Annotated in this window: 15 protein-coding genes; 4 read left to right on the top strand and 11 right to left on the bottom strand. The window is 68.2% G+C overall.

All coding sequences use genetic code 11. From position 1 onward, the window contains the following. Window positions 1–31 precede the first annotated feature (31 nt). The gene (locus tag ABIA71_RS15295) at window positions 32–847 is read left to right on the top strand and encodes an alpha/beta fold hydrolase (RefSeq protein ID WP_354286312.1); all 816 of its coding nucleotides are present in this window, start codon (window positions 32–34) and stop codon (window positions 845–847) included. Here ABIA71_RS15295 and ABIA71_RS15290 read toward each other — a convergent pair. Continuing rightward, the gene (locus ABIA71_RS15290) at window positions 798–1,436 is read right to left on the bottom strand and encodes a TetR/AcrR family transcriptional regulator (RefSeq protein ID WP_354286311.1); all 639 of its coding nucleotides are present in this window, start codon (window positions 1,434–1,436) and stop codon (window positions 798–800) included. The genes ABIA71_RS15295 and ABIA71_RS15290 overlap by 50 nt on opposite strands. Before the next feature lie 70 nt (window positions 1,437–1,506). On the opposite strand from ABIA71_RS15290, the gene ABIA71_RS15285 reads away from it, so the two are divergent. Further along, window positions 1,507–2,049 (top strand): thioesterase family protein, encoded by a 543-nt coding sequence (locus ABIA71_RS15285; protein WP_354286309.1) that lies wholly within the window; start codon window positions 1,507–1,509, stop codon window positions 2,047–2,049. Between the two features lie 9 nt (window positions 2,050–2,058). On the opposite strand, the gene ABIA71_RS15280 is transcribed toward ABIA71_RS15285, so the two are convergent. The 6 genes from ABIA71_RS15280 to ABIA71_RS15255 all read right to left on the bottom strand — a co-directional run bounded on the left by ABIA71_RS15280 (window position 2,059) and on the right by ABIA71_RS15255 (window position 9,521). Continuing rightward, window positions 2,059–2,838, bottom strand: coding sequence for an SGNH/GDSL hydrolase family protein (locus ABIA71_RS15280; RefSeq protein WP_354286307.1), 780 nt, complete (start codon window positions 2,836–2,838; stop codon window positions 2,059–2,061). A gap of 90 nt (window positions 2,839–2,928) precedes the next feature. After that, window positions 2,929–3,606: an HAD family hydrolase gene (locus ABIA71_RS15275; protein WP_354286305.1), complete on the bottom strand. Its 678-nt coding sequence runs from the start codon at window positions 3,604–3,606 to the stop codon at window positions 2,929–2,931. A gap of 71 nt (window positions 3,607–3,677) precedes the next feature. Then, on the bottom strand, window positions 3,678–5,963 hold the full coding sequence (locus ABIA71_RS15270; RefSeq protein ID WP_354286303.1) for a patatin-like phospholipase family protein: 2,286 nt from the start codon (window positions 5,961–5,963) through the stop codon (window positions 3,678–3,680). A gap of 101 nt (window positions 5,964–6,064) precedes the next feature. After that, window positions 6,065–6,286: a hypothetical protein gene (locus ABIA71_RS15265; RefSeq protein WP_354286301.1), complete on the bottom strand. Its 222-nt coding sequence runs from the start codon at window positions 6,284–6,286 to the stop codon at window positions 6,065–6,067. 254 nt (window positions 6,287–6,540) lie between these two features. Next, window positions 6,541–9,003, bottom strand: coding sequence for a S9 family peptidase (locus ABIA71_RS15260; protein WP_354286299.1), 2,463 nt, complete (start codon window positions 9,001–9,003; stop codon window positions 6,541–6,543). 149 nt (window positions 9,004–9,152) lie between these two features. Next, window positions 9,153–9,521: a hypothetical protein gene (locus tag ABIA71_RS15255; protein ID WP_354286297.1), complete on the bottom strand. Its 369-nt coding sequence runs from the start codon at window positions 9,519–9,521 to the stop codon at window positions 9,153–9,155. A gap of 91 nt (window positions 9,522–9,612) precedes the next feature. Between ABIA71_RS15255 and ABIA71_RS15250 the strand changes: the two genes are divergently transcribed. Further along, on the top strand, window positions 9,613–10,389 hold the full coding sequence (locus ABIA71_RS15250) for a HipA family kinase (protein ID WP_354286295.1): 777 nt from the start codon (window positions 9,613–9,615) through the stop codon (window positions 10,387–10,389). Continuing rightward, complete coding sequence (locus tag ABIA71_RS15245) at window positions 10,367–10,756, top strand: DUF3037 domain-containing protein (protein WP_354286293.1); 390 nt, start codon at window positions 10,367–10,369, stop codon at window positions 10,754–10,756. Before ABIA71_RS15250 ends, ABIA71_RS15245 begins: the two co-directional genes overlap by 23 nt. A 122-nt stretch (window positions 10,757–10,878) precedes the next feature. Here ABIA71_RS15245 and ABIA71_RS15240 read toward each other — a convergent pair whose 3' ends face one another. The 4 genes from ABIA71_RS15240 to gyrA all read right to left on the bottom strand — a co-directional run bounded on the left by ABIA71_RS15240 (window position 10,879) and on the right by gyrA (window position 17,717). After that, the gene (locus ABIA71_RS15240) at window positions 10,879–11,331 is read right to left on the bottom strand and encodes an REP-associated tyrosine transposase (protein ID WP_354286291.1); all 453 of its coding nucleotides are present in this window, start codon (window positions 11,329–11,331) and stop codon (window positions 10,879–10,881) included. Between the two features lie 444 nt (window positions 11,332–11,775). Next, window positions 11,776–12,156: an energy transducer TonB gene (locus ABIA71_RS15235; protein WP_354286289.1), complete on the bottom strand. Its 381-nt coding sequence runs from the start codon at window positions 12,154–12,156 to the stop codon at window positions 11,776–11,778. A gap of 99 nt (window positions 12,157–12,255) precedes the next feature. After that, on the bottom strand, window positions 12,256–14,775 hold the full coding sequence (locus tag ABIA71_RS15230) for a membrane-bound PQQ-dependent dehydrogenase, glucose/quinate/shikimate family (RefSeq protein WP_354286287.1): 2,520 nt from the start codon (window positions 14,773–14,775) through the stop codon (window positions 12,256–12,258). A 224-nt stretch (window positions 14,776–14,999) separates the two neighbouring features. Continuing rightward, window positions 15,000–17,717, bottom strand: a complete 2,718-nt coding sequence (gene gyrA, locus ABIA71_RS15225; RefSeq protein WP_354286285.1) for a DNA gyrase subunit A — start codon at window positions 17,715–17,717, stop codon at window positions 15,000–15,002. Between the last annotated feature and the right edge of the window lie 242 nt (window positions 17,718–17,959).

Below are 17,959 nucleotides of genomic sequence, written 5' to 3'. Positions count from 1 at the left end.
GGCGCCTGCTTACCCCTGCCAACCCCGTCCCATGCCTCTACTGAACACCACGCGCGGCGCCCTGCACTGGATCGACACCGGCCACGACCGCGCCGGACCCCCGGTACTGCTGATCCACGGCCTTGGCGGCGACGCCGGGTTCTGGAGCGCCGAACAAGCGGCGCTTGCCGCGCGCCATCGGGTGCTGGCCGTGGACCTGCGCGGCTCCGGCCTGACCCCGGGCACGCACAGCCCGTTCTCCGCTGACGCGCTGGCCCAGGACCTGCTGGCCATGCTTGACCACGCCGGTATCGACCGCGTTCACGTGGTCGGCTTCTCGATGGGCGGCGTGGTCGCCCAGGCGCTGGTCAGCGCCGCGCCGACGCGCGTGCACAGCCTGGTGCTGGCGGCCACCTTCGCCACCCCCAATACCCAATCACGCCTGTTCCTGCAGGCCATTGGCGCGGTCTACCGCGCGGGCGCCACCCCCAAACAGATCTTCGATCTGGTCCTGCCCTGGCTGTTCTCGGTGGGCTTCCTGTCCGATCCGCGCGCCGCGCCGTGGCTGGACTATCCCGACGACGCGCCCGACGAACAGACCGCCGAAGACTGGCAGCGCCTGCTCGACGCCATGATCGGGTTCGATGGCCGCCCCCGGCTGCCGCACATCCACGTACCCACGCTGGTGATCGGCGGCGATGAGGATCGGCTGGCCACGCCGGAAGATGCGCAGGTGTTGCTGGACGGTATCCCGGGCGCCCGCCTGAGCATGCTGCGCGGCGGCCACCTGATGAACGTGGAATCGCCCGACGCGTTCCTCAGCGAGCTGGAGCGTTTTTTCCTCGCGCACGCACCGGCCGGGGGCTGAGCTTCGCGCCACGCACCGGCTGCGCCACCAGCGCCTGCAGCTGCGCCGCTACCCGGTCGAACGGTGCGATGTCCTGCATCGCCCGGCACATGGCCACGGCACCTTCCACGCTGGCGATGATCAACGTGGCCTGCGCTGCAGCCTGTGCCGGCGCATGGCCGGCGGCAACCAGCGCGCTGCCCAACCGGTGTTCCCACTGCGCGAATACCGCCGCCGCTGCACCGCGTGCCTGGCTGGCCACCGCATCCACCGGTTCTTCGACCGCCGCCGCCAGCACCGGGCAGCCGGCAGCGAACCGGGTGCGCAGCAGGCGTGCGCGCCACATCTGCAGAAACTGCTGCAGACCCGGCTCCGCGCCATCCTGCAAAAGTTCGGCGAGCAGAGCATCCACCTTGTCCCCGGCCTGGGTGGTGGCGCGCGCCAACAACTCCTGCTTGCCGCCCGGGAAATGGTGATACGTGGAGCCCAACGGCGCATCGGCGGCCTTGGTCACCTCGCGGATGCTGGTGGCATTGAGGCCCACCCGCGCCAACATGTCTGCCGCCGCCGCGATCACGCGCTGGGGTGCATCGGTAGGGCGAGGCGACATGGCGCGATTCCTTGCTAAGACAGTCGTCATACATTAGCGTATCGGGACTATAACAGTCGTCATATTCCGCATGAATCTCTGGTTCCGCCTGCTGTACCTGCTGCTGTGCAGCTTCTTCCGGCCTCGGCTGGCCGCCCCGTTCGGGGTGTCACGGCTGCCGTTCCGGGTGCTGCCCAATGACCTGGACAGCAACCTGCACATGACCAACGGGCGCTACTGGAACATCTTCGACCTGGGCCGCCTGGACCTGATCCTGCGGATGGGCCTGGGCCGCGTGGCCCTGCGCGAAAAATGGGCGCCGATCGTGGGCGCCGGCACCATCCAGTTCCGTCGTGAACTGAAACCCTTCCAGCGCTTCACGCTGGAAACGCGGCTGGTGGGCTGGGTCGGCACGCGGGTGATCATGGAGCAGCGCGTGCTGCTGGGCGAAGAGAAGATCGCCACCCGCGCGCTGCTGGTGACCGGCATCTACGACCGCCGCCAGCGCCGCTTCGTGGACATGCCGCGGATGATGCAGTCCATCGGTGCCGACGATGTGCCCTCCCCGCCCCTCAGTGCCGCCGCCAACGCGTTGCTGGCGGCAGATGCCGCGCTGAAGCAGGACGACGCCTGAGCCCGACGCTCAGCGCGGCCGCGACAGTGCCTGCTGGATCGCCGCCCCGGCCAGCGGCGCCATCCGCGCATAGCCGGCCGCCGTGGGGTGCACGCCGTCAGCGGCCAGCGCCTTGTCCAGGCCACCGTCGCGGTTGGCCAATGGCGTGTGGTAATCCAGATACACCACGTTGTGCGCGCTGGCGTAACGCTTCAACGCCGCATTCAACGCGCGCACCTTCGGCGCAGGCTGCACGCCGCGCTGCCACGGGTAATCGCTGACCGGCAGCACCGAGCTCAGCACCACCGCGATACCGTGCGCCTGGGCCAGCTCCACCATCGAATGCAGGTTGTCTTCGATCATCGCCTGGCTGGCCGCGCCGGTATTGCCGGCAATATCGTTGGTGCCGGCCAGGATCACCACCACCGCCGGCTGCAGCGCGATCACATCCTGGCGGAAGCGCACCAGCATCTGTGCGGTGGTCTGCCCGCTGATGCCCCGGTTGAGGTAGCCCTTGCCGGGGAAGAAGCTGTCGCTGCCGGTGCGCCCCCAGCCTTCGGTGATGGAATCCCCGAACAACACGACCCGCGGCGCGCCGGGTACCGGGGCGGCCAATGCGGCATTTTCATCCCGGTAACGCTGCAGCTGCGGCCAATCGCGCAGGCGCTGCTGCAGTTCGGCAACCTGGCGCTCCTGAAGGGTGCCGGCGGGCTGCAGCAGCAGTGGATTGACGGCGGGCGCATCGGCAGCGGCACATGCCGCAGGCACCGAACACACCGCCAGTAGCAATAGGGCCAGGAACGGTCGCATAACAGGCACTCCTTCGTTGCGCGCTGAACTCCACGCGGACCTCAGACTACGTTGCGCTCTGCATCGGCGCCAGACGGCGTCCACACTGCATCAGCCGCGCCAGGCCAGCACCTGCGCCCGGGTTGCCAGTGCCGTTTCGATCCGCTGCAGGCAATCGGCGGTGGGGCTGACCAGGCACCACTGTGCGCTGTGGCGCAGCAGCGGCAGGTCGGCATGATGGTCGGTATAGGCCATTGCCCACGGCGGCGCGAAGCCACGCGCGGCCAGCATCGGGATCTTGTTCGCGCCCAGGCAATGTTGGTCGCTGACCCACCCGCCCCGCCACGGGCGCAGCGTGGAGGCCACCAGCGGCACCTTGCCCAGCCCGCCATGGGCCAGCAGCGCGCGGGCCAGCGGCTCCCAGCACCCGGTGGCGATGACTACGCGGTCACCCTGCGCCAGGTGCTCGCGCAGGCGTGCGACCGCCGGGGCGATGAACAACGCTTCGTCAGCGGCAAACACGTCATCGGCATGCGCCTGTGCCAGCGCCTGCATCGCCTGGCGACTGTGCCCGAAGGTTGCCAGCCACACCGCACACCGCGTCGGCAGGCGGCGCGTGCGGGGGACCAGCAGCAACGGCGCCAGCAGTGGAAGCAGTACCAGCAGCACGGCCAGCCGCCACGGCTGGCGGCGCAGCAAGCCCTTGAAGAAGCGACGCGCGGTTTCCCAGCGGGTCAGGGTCAGATCGAAATCGAATACAACCACGTTGGCGTGATGTGCGTCGGGCATCCGCGCAGTCCCTTATGCGGTGGAGTGCTGATCATAGCGGCACTGCATGCCATCGCCGCCGGCGGTGCCGCTCAGAAGCCGTCCAGCGTGCGCAGCAATGAGCCGAAGGTAAGGTAGAACGAATCGTGCCCGCCCTGGGCACGGCCATACCCCAGGAACACCGGGCCAAGGAAGGTGTCGGCGCCAACAAAGAGGCTGCCGGCGCTCTGCATGCCGTCGATGTCGACCTGGCTGCGGCTGCGCCAGAAGCCGCCCCATTCCAGGCTGCCGCCCACGTACAACGGGATGGTCAGCAGCGAATCGGCATGCGCGACGCGGCGGTAGTACACCACTCGCGCCAAGGCGGTCTGTGGCGCGAAGATCGCCTCCTCCGGATAGCCGGAGAGATTGCCCAGGCCGCCCAGGAAGCCGTACGTGGCCAGGACATCGTCGCCCCCATGCGCGGACGAGGCGCGCACACCGCCCAGCCAGCGGTTGCTGCCCTGCGACCACGCACCATCCCATTGCAGCCGGGTCACCGCGGCGGAATCGTCGGTGCCCAGGCTGTCCAGGTAGTGCTGGCGGGTCAGCGACAGGCGCTGGCCACGGCTGGGGAAGGCCGAACTGTCGATCGAATCATGCCGCAGCTGCCAGCCGATGCTGCCCATGTCGGCCCGGTAGTTGCCCAGTTCGCTCGGGTTGCCCACGTCCAGCCGCAGCCGCTCCTGGCCACGTTCGAGGAACGCGGCCACCTCCCAGTCCGGGTGCGGCGAGTACGCCCAGCGCAGCCCGCCCAGCCACTGGCTGTAACGGAATTCGGCCAGCGCGCCGCCGCCCATCAAGGCCAGGTCCAGGTCGGTGGCGCGGTACTTGGCATAGGTCGACAACGCATGCCGGCCACTGCGGCCGAACGGACGGTAGTACTCGGCGAACGCCTCTTCCACTTCGCCCAGCCCGATGCGCAGCTTCAGCTCGGCGCCCTGGTCGCTCAGCCCGGTGCGGGTCAGCTCGCTGATGAGCTGGTAGTTGCTGCTGCCGTCGAAATCATCGGACAGGCGCAGCGCGAAGTGCAGGAAGTCCGGGCCCCAGCGCTTGTCCTGCGGCGCCAGCACCACGCCCTGGCGCCCGTCCCGCTCGTCCAGCCGCCACTGCACCTGCTCGTAGCGGCCCTCGCCGTAGGCCGTGGCCACCTGCTGCTCCACCTTCTCCGGTGCCAGCGGCTGGCCCACCTGCGGCTGCAGGCGCTGCTCGAGGTAACGCGCGGTGCGCGTGCCGTCGCGCTGCACCTCGACGAAGGACACCAGCGGTGCCTGGTAATCCGGCGGCCGGTGCTGGCGCTGGAACGCGGCGTACTGGCCGGCATCCACCTGGAAGCGGCGTACCTCTGCCACGCTGGCCTGCGCCGCCTGTTCGCCGATGCCCACCGCCTGCGGCGAGCGATTGAACTCCTGGCTGCCCATGTCCCCCAACGGCGGGGTCACCAGCAGATCCTGCGGCCCCAACGTGGCCAGCTGCGCCAGCACCTCGCGCTGCATCAGCACGCTGGCCATCTGGTGGCTGATCGCCAGCGGCGAATCCAGCTGGGCCTCGGTCATCAACGGCGTCCCCACCCGCGACACGATCAGGCGCTGGGCCCCCAGCCGGCGCGCCTCGTCGATGGGCACGTTGTCGACCACGCCGCCATCCACCAGCAGGCGCCCCTGGTAACGCACCGGCGCGAACACGCCCGGCACCGACATGCTGGCGCGGATGGCCAGCGCCAGGTCGCCCTGTGCGAACACCACCTTTTCGCCACTGACGATGTCGGTGGCAATCGCCCGGAACGGAATCGGCAGCTGGTCGAAATCATGCACCTGCCAGGTCGGCAACAGCAGGCGGCGCAGCAGCATCTCCAGCTTCTGGCCCTGGATCAGCCCTTGCGGAAACGCGATCTTGCCGTCGCTCAGGCCTACTTCCACGCCCCCCAGCAGGCGCAGGTCGTCCTCCTTGCGGCGCATGCTGCGCTCGTTGCGCGGGGGCTTGTCGTGGAGCACCTCGGCCCAGTCGATACGGTCGAGCACCGCTTCGATCTCGTCGGCGGTGTAGCCGGAGGCATACAGGCCGCCCACCACCGCGCCCATCGAGGTGCCGACGATGCAGTCGATCGGCACGTGCTCGCGTTCCAGCACCTTGAGCACGCCGATATGGGCCGCGCCGCGCGCGCCGCCACCGCCGAGCACCAGGCAGGTGCGCGGGCGTTCGGGGGCGGTGGAGGTGGAGGGGGCGTCCATGGCGGCAGGCGGCTGCGCGTGTGCCAGCGCAGGCAGCATCACCAGCAGGCACACGGCCAGCACGCCGCGCACACGCTCACCGCAGCGTGCTGCTCGTCCGGTCTGCATCAGGCTTCTCCACGGGTGCGGCCATGCACCGCTTCACCAGCGCACTCTGCCTGCCGGTAGCGGCCGCGTCCAGATGTGCAGCGCGCGCCTGCGCGCTCAGCTCACTCGGCCCCCAACAGCCGCAGGTGGCCGTCGGCCGCCGGATCCATGGCCAGGTAAACCACGTTGTCGCCCTTGCGATAGCCCACCGAGCACACCGCCTGCCACCCTTGGCCGCAGTCGACCTCCGGGTACCTGGCGATGGGCGGCGCACCGTCGTAATCGTGGGGTTCGGCGGTCCAGCCGTGCTGGAGCAGCGCGCTGCGTACCGGTGCGTAATCCATGCCGGTGCGGAGGCCGAGCGACGTCAACGGGGCAGGCAGCGGGGGCGCAGATTCCGCGGCGGGGTCGGTAGCGGGCGCAACGGCCAACAGCAGGGTTATCAGGAGAGCATTCATTGCGGCGCAGGATAACGCATGTGTTGTTGCGTTCCCGGCATGCGCTGCAAAGACGATCGGCCGCCCTTTTGAAGGACGGCCGATCGAGGTGGAGCAAGAACAGTCGACGGACAACAACAGCTGTCGAGCAACGGTCGACGTTACCGCGCGTTCTTCACGTAGGTGTCGAACCAGGTGAGCATTTCGTACACCAGCTGCTCGTTGGACTCCAATGCGGTGTACCAGTGCGGCTCGTTGGGCAGCATCACCAGACGCGTGGTGCCGCCGTTGCCGCGGATGGCCTGGTAGAGCTTGCGCGACTGGAACGGTTCGGTACCCGGATTGGCATCGTCCTCACCGTGGACCAGCAGCAACGGCAGCTTGATCTTGTCGGCATAGAAGAACGGCGACGCCTTCAGGTACACGTCCTGCGCCTGCCACACCGAGCGCCGCTCGTTCTGGAAACCGAACGGGGTGAAGGTCTTGTTGTACGACCCACTCGTGGCCACGCCGGCCTTGAACAGGGTGGTGTGCGCGATCAGGTTGGCGGTCATCAGGCCGCCATGGCTGTGCCCGGTCACGCCGATCCGGTTGCGGTCCACCACGCCCAGGTCCACGGCCTTGTCCACCGCGGCCTTGGCATCGGCTTCCAGCTGTTCCAGGTAGGTGTCGTAGGCGTTCTTCGGGTCGCCCACGATCGGGAACGAGGCGTTGTCGATGATCGCGTAGCCGGCCAGCAGCATCAGCCGGTACGGTGCCAACCGGGTGAAGGTCTGCTGCGAACCGGACACCTGCCCGGCCTGCGCGGCGCTGGCGAAGTCGGCCGGGTACGCATACAGGATCGCCGGCACGCGCTGGCCTTCCTTGTACCCGGGCGGCGTGTACAGGGTGAACGACAGATCCACGCCATCGGCGCGCTTGTAGGTCACCAGCCGCTTCTGGATCTGGCGCACTTCCGGGGTCGGGTCGGTGAGTCGGGTCAGCGCGGTGGCGGTGGAGGCGTACTGCGCTTCGCCATCCTTCGCCGCGGCGTTGCGCTCGCCCTGCTGGCGCACGAACGCGTTCGGCGGGTCCATCACCGACTGGTGCCAGGTGAGGTAGCGGCCGGGCGTAGCGGTCAGGCCGAGGATCTGCTCATACGCGTCGGCGCCGCTGCGGAACAGGCGCTCGGTTTTCAGCGAGCCCAGGTCCAGGCGGTCCAGGAACGGCCGGTCGCCCTGCGGCGAGGCGCCCTGCCCGCGCAGGAACACGAACGCGCCGTCCTGGCGTACCACCGACGCGCCGTTGGGCAGGCGCGTGAACACCAGGTTGCCCGGGTCGGCGTACTGCTCGTCGCTGGACAGATCCCACAGCAGGCGCCCTTCCTTCGTCGGCTGGTCCACATCGACGATGCGGGTCTGCCGCCAGTGGCGGTTCTCGTCGTTCTCGAACAGGAACGACACCGCCGGATCGGCGCTCCATGCGATGCCTTCGAAGCGCTGCGCGGTGCGCGCGATCTCCTGCGGCTTGCCGTTGAACGGTGCCTTCAGCGCAAGCACGCGGTCGCGGTGCGGCACCGTCACCTTCCAGTCGCCCTTGTCCAACGCCTCGGCGTAGACCAGCGTGGCCGGGTCGGTGGCGCGCCAATCAAAGTCACGCGGGCCTTCGGGCACGCCGTGCACCGGTACGCGGTCGGCCAGCGGCAGGCTGGCGATCGCGGCCGCGCGGCCCGTGGTCAGGTCGAGCACGGCCACGTCGTTGGCGAAGCGCTGGTACGTCACTGCGTGGGAGAACGGCGCCTTCAGGGTCTCGGTCAGCACGTGCACGCCATCGGGTGCCGCGTTGACCTCGTTGTACAGCGCCGGCGTGCCGACGTTGCGCACCTGGCCGGCGGCCACGTCGACCACCGCCAGCTGCGACAACCCGTAGTAAGCGAACAGTTTTTCATCGTGCGCGCTGGTGAGCGTATCGCGCGCTTCATAGGTGCTGCTCTCGCCACTGCTGCCGAGCGATTCCTGCACGTCGGGGCCACCGGGGCCGTTGCCGCTGGTCGGTGCCGGGCCCTGGTTGGCCGGCACCCGCTTGACCAGCAGCTGCTGCCCGCCGCCCAGCCACTGCAGGGTGTAGCCGAAGATCGGATTGAGCTGCACATCCGGCACCTGCTTGACCTGGCCGGTCACCGCATCGCCCACCCACAGCTGCACCGAGGTATCCACCGCGTTCTGGAACGCAAACCGCTGGCCATCGGCAGACCACTGCGCCGCACCCGCGCAGCCCTGCGGCAGGGCAACCTTGGTGTGCTTGGCGGTGCCCACGTCGACCAGGGTGAAGTCGGCCACGCAGGCCGGGATGCCATAGCCGCCCTGGGTGTCATGGCGGCTGCGGTTCTTCGGCTCCAGGCGCACGCCGGCCAGCTTGAGGTACGGCTGGGCCACGCGCTCGATCGAGGGATAGGTCTGTGCGGTGGTCAGCAACAGGCGCTGCCCGCTCGGGTCCAGGCTGGGCGCCGGCGGCGGCGGGGCCTTGAGCACCTTGAGCAGGTGCTCCGGCGGCTTGGCGTAGTCGGCGAAGGCCGGCGCGGTAGCGAACAGACTGAAGGTGGCAACAGCAACGGCTGCGGCCAGGGTGGTACGACGGATCGGCATGTGGGTCCCCTTGCGATGGTGGGTACCCGGCGGCAGGGACGTCGCCGGGCAAACGTCGAATCTAGCACCGGGCGTCCGGGTCGGAATGGGCCGAAAGCACTGGCACGCCGCCGCCGCTGCGGGCCGGCGGGACTGGCGCCGCAGCGCCGTCACTCCAGCGAGCGCGGGGTGCTGGTGAAGGTGTGCAGGCGGTCGCCGTAGAACATGAAGAACAGCTGCAGGGTCATCGGATGGGTGGCGGTGCCGCCCCTGGCCTGCGGATCGTCGGCCAGGCACTCGGTGATGTCCGAGCCGGCGGGAACTGCGTCGCACTGCAGGGTCAGCTGATGGCGCGCGGCAAACTGCTCGACCGCCGCGCGGGAGCCGCCGTCCAGTGCGGCGGCCTGCACCTGCTCGCGCCAGAAGGTTTCCCGTGCCTGCAGGTTGCTGCCTGCACGGAATTCATCCAGCAGGCCGCTGTACCACAGCAGCAGCGCGCCCAGGACGACCAACACCAGAGTTGCCATTCCCTTGCCCATGTGTCCTTCCTGTGCCGCAGCCTGCATCCGGATCCGTACCGGACTGCCGGCCACGGTAAGATGACGCTGCAGCCTCGTCAATGGACGCTCCGTGCGCACACTCCACGCCCTTCGTTACATCACGCCCCTTCGTGAGGGCGGCTCCCTGCCCGCCGTGGTCGAAACCGACGACGACGGCATGGTCGTGCTCAAGTTCCGGGGCGCCGGGCAAGGCCCCAAGGCGCTGATCGCCGAGCTGATCGCCGGTGAGATGGCGCGCAGTGTTGGCCTGCCGATCCCGGAGATCATGTTCGTCGAACTCGACCGCGAGTTCGCCCGCACCGAGCCCGACCCGGAGATCCAGGACCTGATCCGCGCCAGCGAAGGCACCAACCTCGGCAGCGATTATCTGCCCGGCGCGATCAACTACGACCCGGCGGCCATGCCGGTGGATGCCGAGCTGGCCTCGCGGATCGTGTGGTTCGACGCGCTGACCAGCAACGTCGATCGCACTGCGCGCAACCCCAACCTGATGGTGTGGCACCGCAAGTTGCATCTGATCGATCACGGTGCGGCGATGTATTTCCACCACGATTGGGCCAACGCCGGCGAAGCCTGCGAAAAGCCGTTCGTGCTGATCCGCGACCATGTGCTGCTGCCGTTCGCCACGCAGATCGCCGAGGTGGACGCGGCATTGGCCGCCGCGCTGCCCGATGCCGAAATCGAACGCATCGTCGGCCTGGTGCCGGACAGCTGGCTGGTCGACGAGCCCGCCTTCGACAGCCCGGCGCAGTACCGCCAGGCATATATCGACTATCTCAAGCGACGCCTGCAGGTGCGTGCCGTCTTCGTCCAGGAGGCCGTCCGTGCCCACGCTGCACACGTATGACTACGCGGTGATCCGCGTAGTGCCGCGGGTTGAACGCGAAGAGTTCATCAACGTCGGGGTGATCGTGTCGTGCCCGGGGGCCAAGCACCTGGATGCGGCGATCGAAATCGACCCGGCGCGGATGCACGCATTCGCCCCGTCCCTGGACCTGGACGCCCTGCAGCCGTGGCTGGATGCCATCGTGGCCATCTGCCGCGGCGACGCAGGCGCCGGCCCGATCGCACAGCTCCCGGCCCGGGCGCGCTTCCACTTCCTCACCGCCAAGCGCAGCTCGGTGGTGCAGATGTCGAGCACGCACGTGGGCCGCACCGCCGACCCGGCCGGCGTGGTGGCGCACCTGCTGACGAAGATGGTGCGGGTGCCGTAGCGCCGGGTTCTACCCGGCTGCCCGTAGAGCCGGGTTCTACCCGGCTGCCCGTAGAGCCGGGTTCTACCCGGCTGCCTCCAACGCTACAGCGAAGCGCAACAGCGGCCGGGCAGAGCCCGGCGCTACGGAGTTGGCCAGCGGCACCACGCGAAAGGGTACTCCCCAACCGCCGTCGCCAACCCGGCGCGCACCGGGTTGGAAAGAATGTAGTCCGCCTCGGTCAGCCACTGGCGTTCGTCACGCTGCAGTTGATCGTAGTAGCCGGGCTGCCAGATCGCTCCGTGCGTGCCATTGCGCTGATTGATCGCCTTGGCTGCCCGCGATTTGGTGGTGCGGACGACGGTGGCCAACGTCGTGCTGCGCAAGGTAAACATCCAGTGCACGTGGTCTGGCATGACCACCCAGGCCATGGATCGCGTGCGGCCTTCACGATCCGACGCCTGCATCCAGCGGATCATTTCGTCCGCGTTGGCGGCAACGGCGAAGAGACGTTGCCGACGTGCAGTGACCGTAGTGACGACGTAGCAGTGCCCTTGGCAGGAAAATCGTCCACGTTGCAATGCGGGGCTGGCCATCGCGGCATCGTGCGACAACCCAGCGCCTTGTCGCAGCGGCCAACACCGTGCCTGCGTGTAGGAAAAATGCATCGCGCCGTAGCGCCGGGTTCTACCCGGCTGCCTTTCGGGCTGCGACGAAGGGCAACAGCGGCCGGGCAGAGCCCGGCGCTACGGGCGCAGGCGTTGATCCTTGCGTAGCGCCGGGTTCTACCCGGCTGCCTTTCGGACTACAACGAAGGGCAACAGCGGCCGGGCAGAGCCCGGCGCTACGGGCGCAGGCGTTGATCCTTGCGTCGCGCCGGGTTCTACCCGGCTGCCTTTCGGGCTACGACGACGCGCAACAGCGGCCGGGCAGAGCCCGGCGCTACGGGCGCAGGCGTTGATCCTCGCGTCGCGCCGGGTTTTACCCGGCTGCCTTTCGGGCTACAACGAAGGGCAACAGCGGCCGGGCAGAGCCCGGCGCTACGGGGTGGGGCCGGCCCAGCGGCTGGTGACCTGGCTGCGGATCGGCGTGCGCTGGGCGTTGCTTTGGGTGGGTTCGAAGCGCATGGCCTTGATCGCGTCGACCGCCCAGTCGGCATGTGCGCCCGCCGGTTTGGCGTCGATGATCTGCACGTCGGCGGTACGGCCACGCGGGGTGATCGTGTACGCCAGGGTGACCTCTTCGGCGTAGGCCACCCGCTTGGGGTCGACGGTCATGGGCGGGGTAAAGGTGCCGGGGGCCGGGGTCCAGTAGCTGAGCCCTTCGGCAGGGGTCAGCTCCAGCGGTGCCGGATCTGCGGCCAACGCTGCGGGCGACAGCCCCAACGCAAGCGCGAGTACGGTGGTACGCAACAGGGTCACGTGCATGCTCGTCCTTGTCTACCCTTGGTCGGGAGTCCCCATCGTACCCGCTTGGGCGGGATGGGCGCATCGTCGCCGATGCGTCCACCCCGCCGCCGATCACTTCGGCAGCGCGTAGGCAATCACGTAATCGCCCGCCGGGGTTTCCATGAAGTGGTGGCCACCGGCCATGATCACCACGTACTGGCGCCCACCGAAGGCGTAGATCATCGGGTTGGCCTGGCCACCGGCCGGCAGCTTGGCGTGCCACAGTTCCTTGCCGGTCTTCAGGTCGATGGCGCGCAGCAGGTCATCGGTGGCCGCGGCGATGAAGATCAGGCCGCTGGCGGTGACCACCGAGCCGCCGTTGTTGGGCGTACCGATCTCGATCGGCAAACCGGAGCGGATGCCGAATGGGCCGTTGCCGCGGGCGCTGCCGAACGGGCGGTCCCACAGGGTCTTGCCGGTGCGCATGTCCACCGCGCGGATGCCACCGTACGGCGGCTGCTTGCACAGCAGCTTGGTGAACGGCAGGCGCCAACCGGCGTTGACGTCGATCGCGTAGGGCGTGCCGGTCTGCGGGTCCCCTGCCCCTTCGGCGCCGCCCTTGTCGGCCCGCACATCTTCGCGCGGCACCCAGCCCAGCTTGTCGGCGGTGGCACGCGGCACCAGCAGGTTGTAGTTGGGCATGTCGTTGTAGTTGGCCACGATCACGCCACGACGCGGGTCCACCGACACGCTGCCCCAATCCGAACCGCCGTTGTAGCCGGGGTACTCGATGGAATGCCGGTCGGCGGTGGGCGGCGTGTAGAAGCCTTCATAGCTGGCCTTGCGGAACTGGATGCGGCATACCAGCTGGTCGATCGGGGTGATGCCCCACATGTCGCGCTCGGTGAGGTCCGGCTTGCGCAGCGTGTGGTACAGCGAGAACAGCTGCGTGGGCGAACGCTGCTCGGGCTCGACGCCGCCGGTGGGCACCTTGCGCTCTTCGGCCGGGGTGAGCAGCTGACCGGTGCGGCGGTCGAGCACGTACATGTCGCCCTGCTTGGTCGGCAGCAGGATCGCCGGCACCTTGCCCGCGGCAGTCGGGTAATCGACCAGCGTGGCCTGCGAGCCCATGTCGTAGTCCCACACATCCTTGCGTACCGCCTGGAAATGCCAGACCGGCTTGCCGGTGTTGACGTCGATGGCGACCAGCGAGGTGGCGTACTTGTTCTGGTTCTCGGTACGCGACCCGCTCCAGTAGTCGCCGGCCGAATTGCCCATCGGCAGGTACACCAGGCCCAGCTGGTCATCGCCGGTGGCGGTGGTCCACATGTTCGGGGTACCTCGCGTGTAGGTCTTGCCCTGCGCCGGCAGGCCGGTCAGTTCGGGCTGGTCCATGTCCCAGGCCCAGCGTAGCTTGCCGGTGATCGCGTCGTAGGCCTGGATCACGCCGGAGGGCGCGTCGCGGCGCTGGCCGTCCAGCACCTGGTGACCGGTGACGATCACGCCCTGCACGATCGCCGGCGGCGAGGTGATCGACACATACCCGGCCGGGCTGTCGCCCATGCCCAGGGTGATGTCGACCTGGCCGTTGTTGCCGAAGCCCGCGCACGGCTTGCCGGTCGCCGCGTCCACGGCGATCAGGCGGCCATCGAGGGTGCCTTCGATGATGCGGGCCGAGCAGGCACTGCGCGGCAGCTGGGTCAGCACCGGCACCTGCGACAGCCCGGAGGCGAGGTCGGCGGCGACGTCGGCATCGGCGGCCTGCTGCGCGGTCGCGGGTACTTCGTAGTACGACACGCCACGGCACGCGGCGGTGTAGGGAATCGACTTGTCCTTGATCTTCGGATCGAACCGCCAGCGCTCGGTGCCGTCGGCAACGTTGAGCGCCACCAGCTGGTTGCGCGCGGTGCACAGGTACAGCGTGTCGCCCACCTTCAGCGGCGTGGTTTCAGCACCCCAGCGCTTCTGCGGCAGGTCACCGGTACGGAACAGCCAGGCCTGTTCGAGCGTGGCCACGTTGTCCGGGGTGATCTGCTGCAGCGGCGAGAAACGCGTGGCTGCGTTGTTGCGACCGTACGCGGCCCAGTCGTCGTCGCCCGGCTTGTCGGCGGGCTGCAGCGGTGCGTCGGCGGTCGGCGCCAGGCCGGTGCTGGTCATCGCCTCGGGGAAGTTGCCGCTGGCAGCGGTAACCCCATGCGGCACGAACGCCAGCGCGAAGGCGGCCACGAACACCAGCGCCAGCACGCCGGCAATGCTGCGCGAGAGCCGCCGCGAGAACGGCCGGTCCAGCGTCGGCAGCAGCAGCGACAGCACCAGGCCGATGCCGACGATCAGGCCCAGCCGCGGCACCCAGCGCCAGTAGTCGCTGCCCGACTCCCACCCTGTCCACAGCAAGGTGCCCACGAACACCGCGCCGAACCACAGTGCACCGGCGCGCCGGTTGCCCCACAGCAGCACGCCGGCCACCAGCAGGCCGACGCCGGCCAGCACGTAGTACCAGGAGCCGCCAAGGGTGGCCAGCCACGCACCCAGCCCGCCCAGCACCAGGCCGAGCAGCATCAGGACGAGGGACAACACGGTCACCAGCGCGTGGCGCGGGCGCCGGGCGGTGGACGAAGGATCGGGGCGGGCGGCGCGGGCGGCGGCGGACATCGGGGTCTCCATGCGGCGTGGCGCGAACGGGGTCCGGCCACTGGTGGACTGCCATCGCGGACGCGAATGTCCGCTGGTTCGGGAGCCGTTATCCCACCGTCACCGTGAAGTACATGCGTTCTTTCAACGGGCCGCCACGATAGGCAAGGTAGCGCCCCGTGCAAGGCAGAAACGACGACGCCGGCACAAGGCCGGCGTCGTCGTGGTACTGCCTGTCAGCGCGATCAGCCCTGCGGGGTCTGCTCGTCGGTGGCGGCAGGTTCGGCCGCCGCAGCCTCCCCGGCAACCGGCACCACGTCCACCAGTTCGTCGTCACCGATCGACGCATCCATGCGTTCAACCGCCTGCAGCTTCTCGTCCTTGGACAGACGGATCAGGGTGACGCCCTGGGTGTTGCGGCCGACGCGGCTGATTTCCGAACCACGGGTCCGCACCAGGGTGCCGCCATCGGAGATCAGCAGCACTTCATCGGCTGCGCCCATCAGCACCGCGCTGACCAGCTTGCCGTTGCGCTCGGTGGTCTGGATGCCGATCACGCCCTGGGTACCGCGGCCCTTGCGCGGGTAATCCGGCAGCGGGGTGCGCTTGCCGTAGCCGTTCTCGGTGGCGGTCAGGATGTACAGCATGCTGTCGTCGTCGCCGACCTCGATCACGGCATCGCCGTTCTCGATCACGGTTTCTTCGACGCTGCCGTCGTCCTCGTTCTCGTCCTCGTTGCCGCCGGCACTCTCGGCCACGATCAGGCTCACGACCTCTTCGCCCTTGGCCATCTTGATGCCGCGCACGCCGGTGGCGGTACGGCCCATCGAGCGGACCTTGTCTTCACCAAAGCGCACGGTCTTGCCGTTGGAGGCGAACAGCAGGATGTCGCGCTCACCGTCGGTCAGGCCGACGCCGACCAGCGCATCGCCTTCGTCCAGGTTGATCGCGATCTTGCCGCGCGCCAGGCGGAAGGCGAACTCGCTGAGCGGGGTCTTCTTGACGGTACCGTTGCGGGTGGCGAAGAACACGAACTGGCGTTCGGCGTACTCGCGCACCGGCAGCACGGCCTGCACCCGCTCACCGGGTTCCAGCGGAATCCAGTTGATGATCGGGCGACCACGCGCATTGGAACCGGCTTCGGGCAACTGGTGCACCGGCAGCCAGAACACCTTGCCGGCACTGGTGAAGGTCAACAGCGTGTCGTGCGTGTTGACCAGCCACAGCTGCTCGATGAAATCCTCTTCCTTGGTCGACGCCGCGCTGCGGCCACGGCCACCACGACGCTGGGCGCGGTAGGCGCTGACCGGCTGGCGCTTGACGTAACCGGCGTGCGACAGGGTGACCACCACGTCTTCCGGGGCGATCAGGTCGAGGATGTCCAGGTCTTCTTCGCTGTGGCGGATCTCGGTGCGGCGTTCGTCGCCGAACTCGGTACGCACGTTGATCAGCTCTTCGCGGATGACCTGCAGCAGGCGGTCTGGATCTTCCAGGATGTGGATCAGCCCGGCGATGGTTTCCAGCAGCAGCTTGTACTCTTCGGTCAGGCGGTCCTGCTCCAGCCCGGTCAGGCGGTGCAGGCGCATTTCCAGGATCTGGGTGGCCTGGATCTCGGTCAGCTGGTAGCCGCCAGTGATCAGGCCCACGCCCTTGGGCAGGTCTTCCGGACGCGAGGTTTCCGCACCGGCAGCGCCCAGCATCGACCCGACCAGGCCCGGCTCCCACAAGCGCGCCAGCATGCGCTCGCGTGCTTCACCGGGATTGGGCGAGGTCTTGATCAGTTCGATCATCTCGTCGATGTTGGCCAGCGCAACGGTCAGGCCTTCCAGCACGTGGGCACGGGCGCGCGCCTTGCGCAGCTCGTACACGGTGCGGCGGGTGACCACTTCGCGGCGATGGCGCACGAACGCCTCGAGCATCTGCTTGAGGTTCAGCAACTGCGGGCGGCCATCGACCAGCGCCACCATGTTGATGCCGAACACCGACTCCATCTGGGTCTGCTGGTAGAGGTTGTTCAACACAACTTCCGCCGACTCGCCGCGCTTGATCTCGATGAAGATGCGCATGCCGTCCTTGTCGGACTCATCGCGCAGTTCGCTGATGCCTTCGAGCTTCTTCTCCTTGACCAGCTCGGCGATCTTCTCGATCAACCGGGCCTTGTTCACCTGGTACGGGATCTCGGTGACGATGATCGATTCGCGGCCGTTGTCGGCCACTTCGATCTCCGCCTTGGCGCGGATGCGCACCCGGCCACGCCCGGTCCGGTAACCGGCGACGATGCCGGCGGTACCGTTGATGATGCCCGCGGTCGGGAAGTCCGGGCCCGGGATGTACTCCATCAGGCCGTCGACGTCGATCTCGGGGTTGTCGATCAGCGCGATGCAGGCGTTGATGGACTCGGTGAGGTTGTGCGGCGGAATGTTGGTCGCCATGCCCACCGCGATACCGGCCGAACCGTTGACCAGCAGGTTCGGGAACCGGGTCGGCATGACCGTCGGCTCCAGTTCCTTTTCGTCGTAGTTGGGCTGGAAATCGACGGTTTCCTTGTCCAGGTCGGCCATCAGCTCATGGGTGAGCTTGGACATGCGGGCTTCGGTGTATCGCATGGCCGCGGCGGAGTCGCCGTCGACCGAACCGAAGTTACCCTGGCCATCGACCAGCATGTAGCGCAGCGAGAACGGCTGTGCCAGACGCACCAGCGTGTCGTACACCGACTGATCGCCATGCGGGTGGTACTTACCGATGACGTCACCGACGATACGGGCCGACTTGAAGTAAGGCTTGTTGCTGTGCGCGTTCAACTCGCTCATCGCGAACAGCACGCGGCGATGCACCGGCTTGAGGCCATCGCGCGCATCCGGGAGGGCGCGGCCCACGATCACGCTCATCGCGTAATCGAGGTAACTCTTGCGCATCTCGTCTTCCAGGTTGACCTGGATGATTTCCTTGGCGGTTTCTGCCATTCGGGTTCCGTTGTCTGGGAGCGGTCCAGTCCGTCGCGCCAGCCCTTTCGGGGCGGCCGCGCCGGAATCTCGATTAACCGTTGAAGTCTACCACAACGGCCCGTTTCCCGCCTGCTTTTACGGGCGTTTTACCGGCAAGAATCAGGAACTTACGGGGGCGTTGCGGGTGTGGGCCGGGTTCGGCCGGGAAAGGCGTACCGACCAACGGTCGGTACCTGCCCGGGAGGAGGCCAGGCCACCCA

The sequence above is a fragment of the Stenotrophomonas sp. 2619 genome (assembly GCF_040548725.1).
Taxonomy (GTDB): domain Bacteria; phylum Pseudomonadota; class Gammaproteobacteria; order Xanthomonadales; family Xanthomonadaceae; genus Stenotrophomonas; species Stenotrophomonas maltophilia_AP.
Note: the sequence above shows the minus strand (reverse complement) of the source record. Positions and strands in the feature narration are given on the sequence as shown.

What these genes read in the sequence shown, in the direction of transcription:
- ABIA71_RS15285 (WP_354286309.1), top strand. Translation starts at nt 1,507, where the DNA reads ATGAATCTCTGGTTCCGCCTGCTGTACCTGCTGCTGTGCAGCTTCTTC.
- gyrA (WP_354286285.1), bottom strand. Translation starts at nt 17,717, where the DNA reads ATGGCAGAAACCGCCAAGGAAATCATCCAGGTCAACCTGGAAGACGAG.
- ABIA71_RS15275 (WP_354286305.1), bottom strand. Translation starts at nt 3,606, where the DNA reads ATGCCCGACGCACATCACGCCAACGTGGTTGTATTCGATTTCGATCTG.
- ABIA71_RS15290 (WP_354286311.1), bottom strand. Translation starts at nt 1,436, where the DNA reads ATGTCGCCTCGCCCTACCGATGCACCCCAGCGCGTGATCGCGGCGGCG.
- ABIA71_RS15240 (WP_354286291.1), bottom strand. Translation starts at nt 11,331, where the DNA reads ATGGCCAGCCCCGCATTGCAACGTGGACGATTTTCCTGCCAAGGGCAC.
- ABIA71_RS15280 (WP_354286307.1), bottom strand. Translation starts at nt 2,838, where the DNA reads ATGCGACCGTTCCTGGCCCTATTGCTACTGGCGGTGTGTTCGGTGCCT.
- ABIA71_RS15295 (WP_354286312.1), top strand. Translation starts at nt 32, where the DNA reads ATGCCTCTACTGAACACCACGCGCGGCGCCCTGCACTGGATCGACACC.
- ABIA71_RS15255 (WP_354286297.1), bottom strand. Translation starts at nt 9,521, where the DNA reads ATGGGCAAGGGAATGGCAACTCTGGTGTTGGTCGTCCTGGGCGCGCTG.
- ABIA71_RS15265 (WP_354286301.1), bottom strand. Translation starts at nt 6,286, where the DNA reads ATGGATTACGCACCGGTACGCAGCGCGCTGCTCCAGCACGGCTGGACC.
- ABIA71_RS15230 (WP_354286287.1), bottom strand. Translation starts at nt 14,775, where the DNA reads ATGTCCGCCGCCGCCCGCGCCGCCCGCCCCGATCCTTCGTCCACCGCC.
- ABIA71_RS15260 (WP_354286299.1), bottom strand. Translation starts at nt 9,003, where the DNA reads ATGCCGATCCGTCGTACCACCCTGGCCGCAGCCGTTGCTGTTGCCACC.
- ABIA71_RS15270 (WP_354286303.1), bottom strand. Translation starts at nt 5,963, where the DNA reads ATGCAGACCGGACGAGCAGCACGCTGCGGTGAGCGTGTGCGCGGCGTG.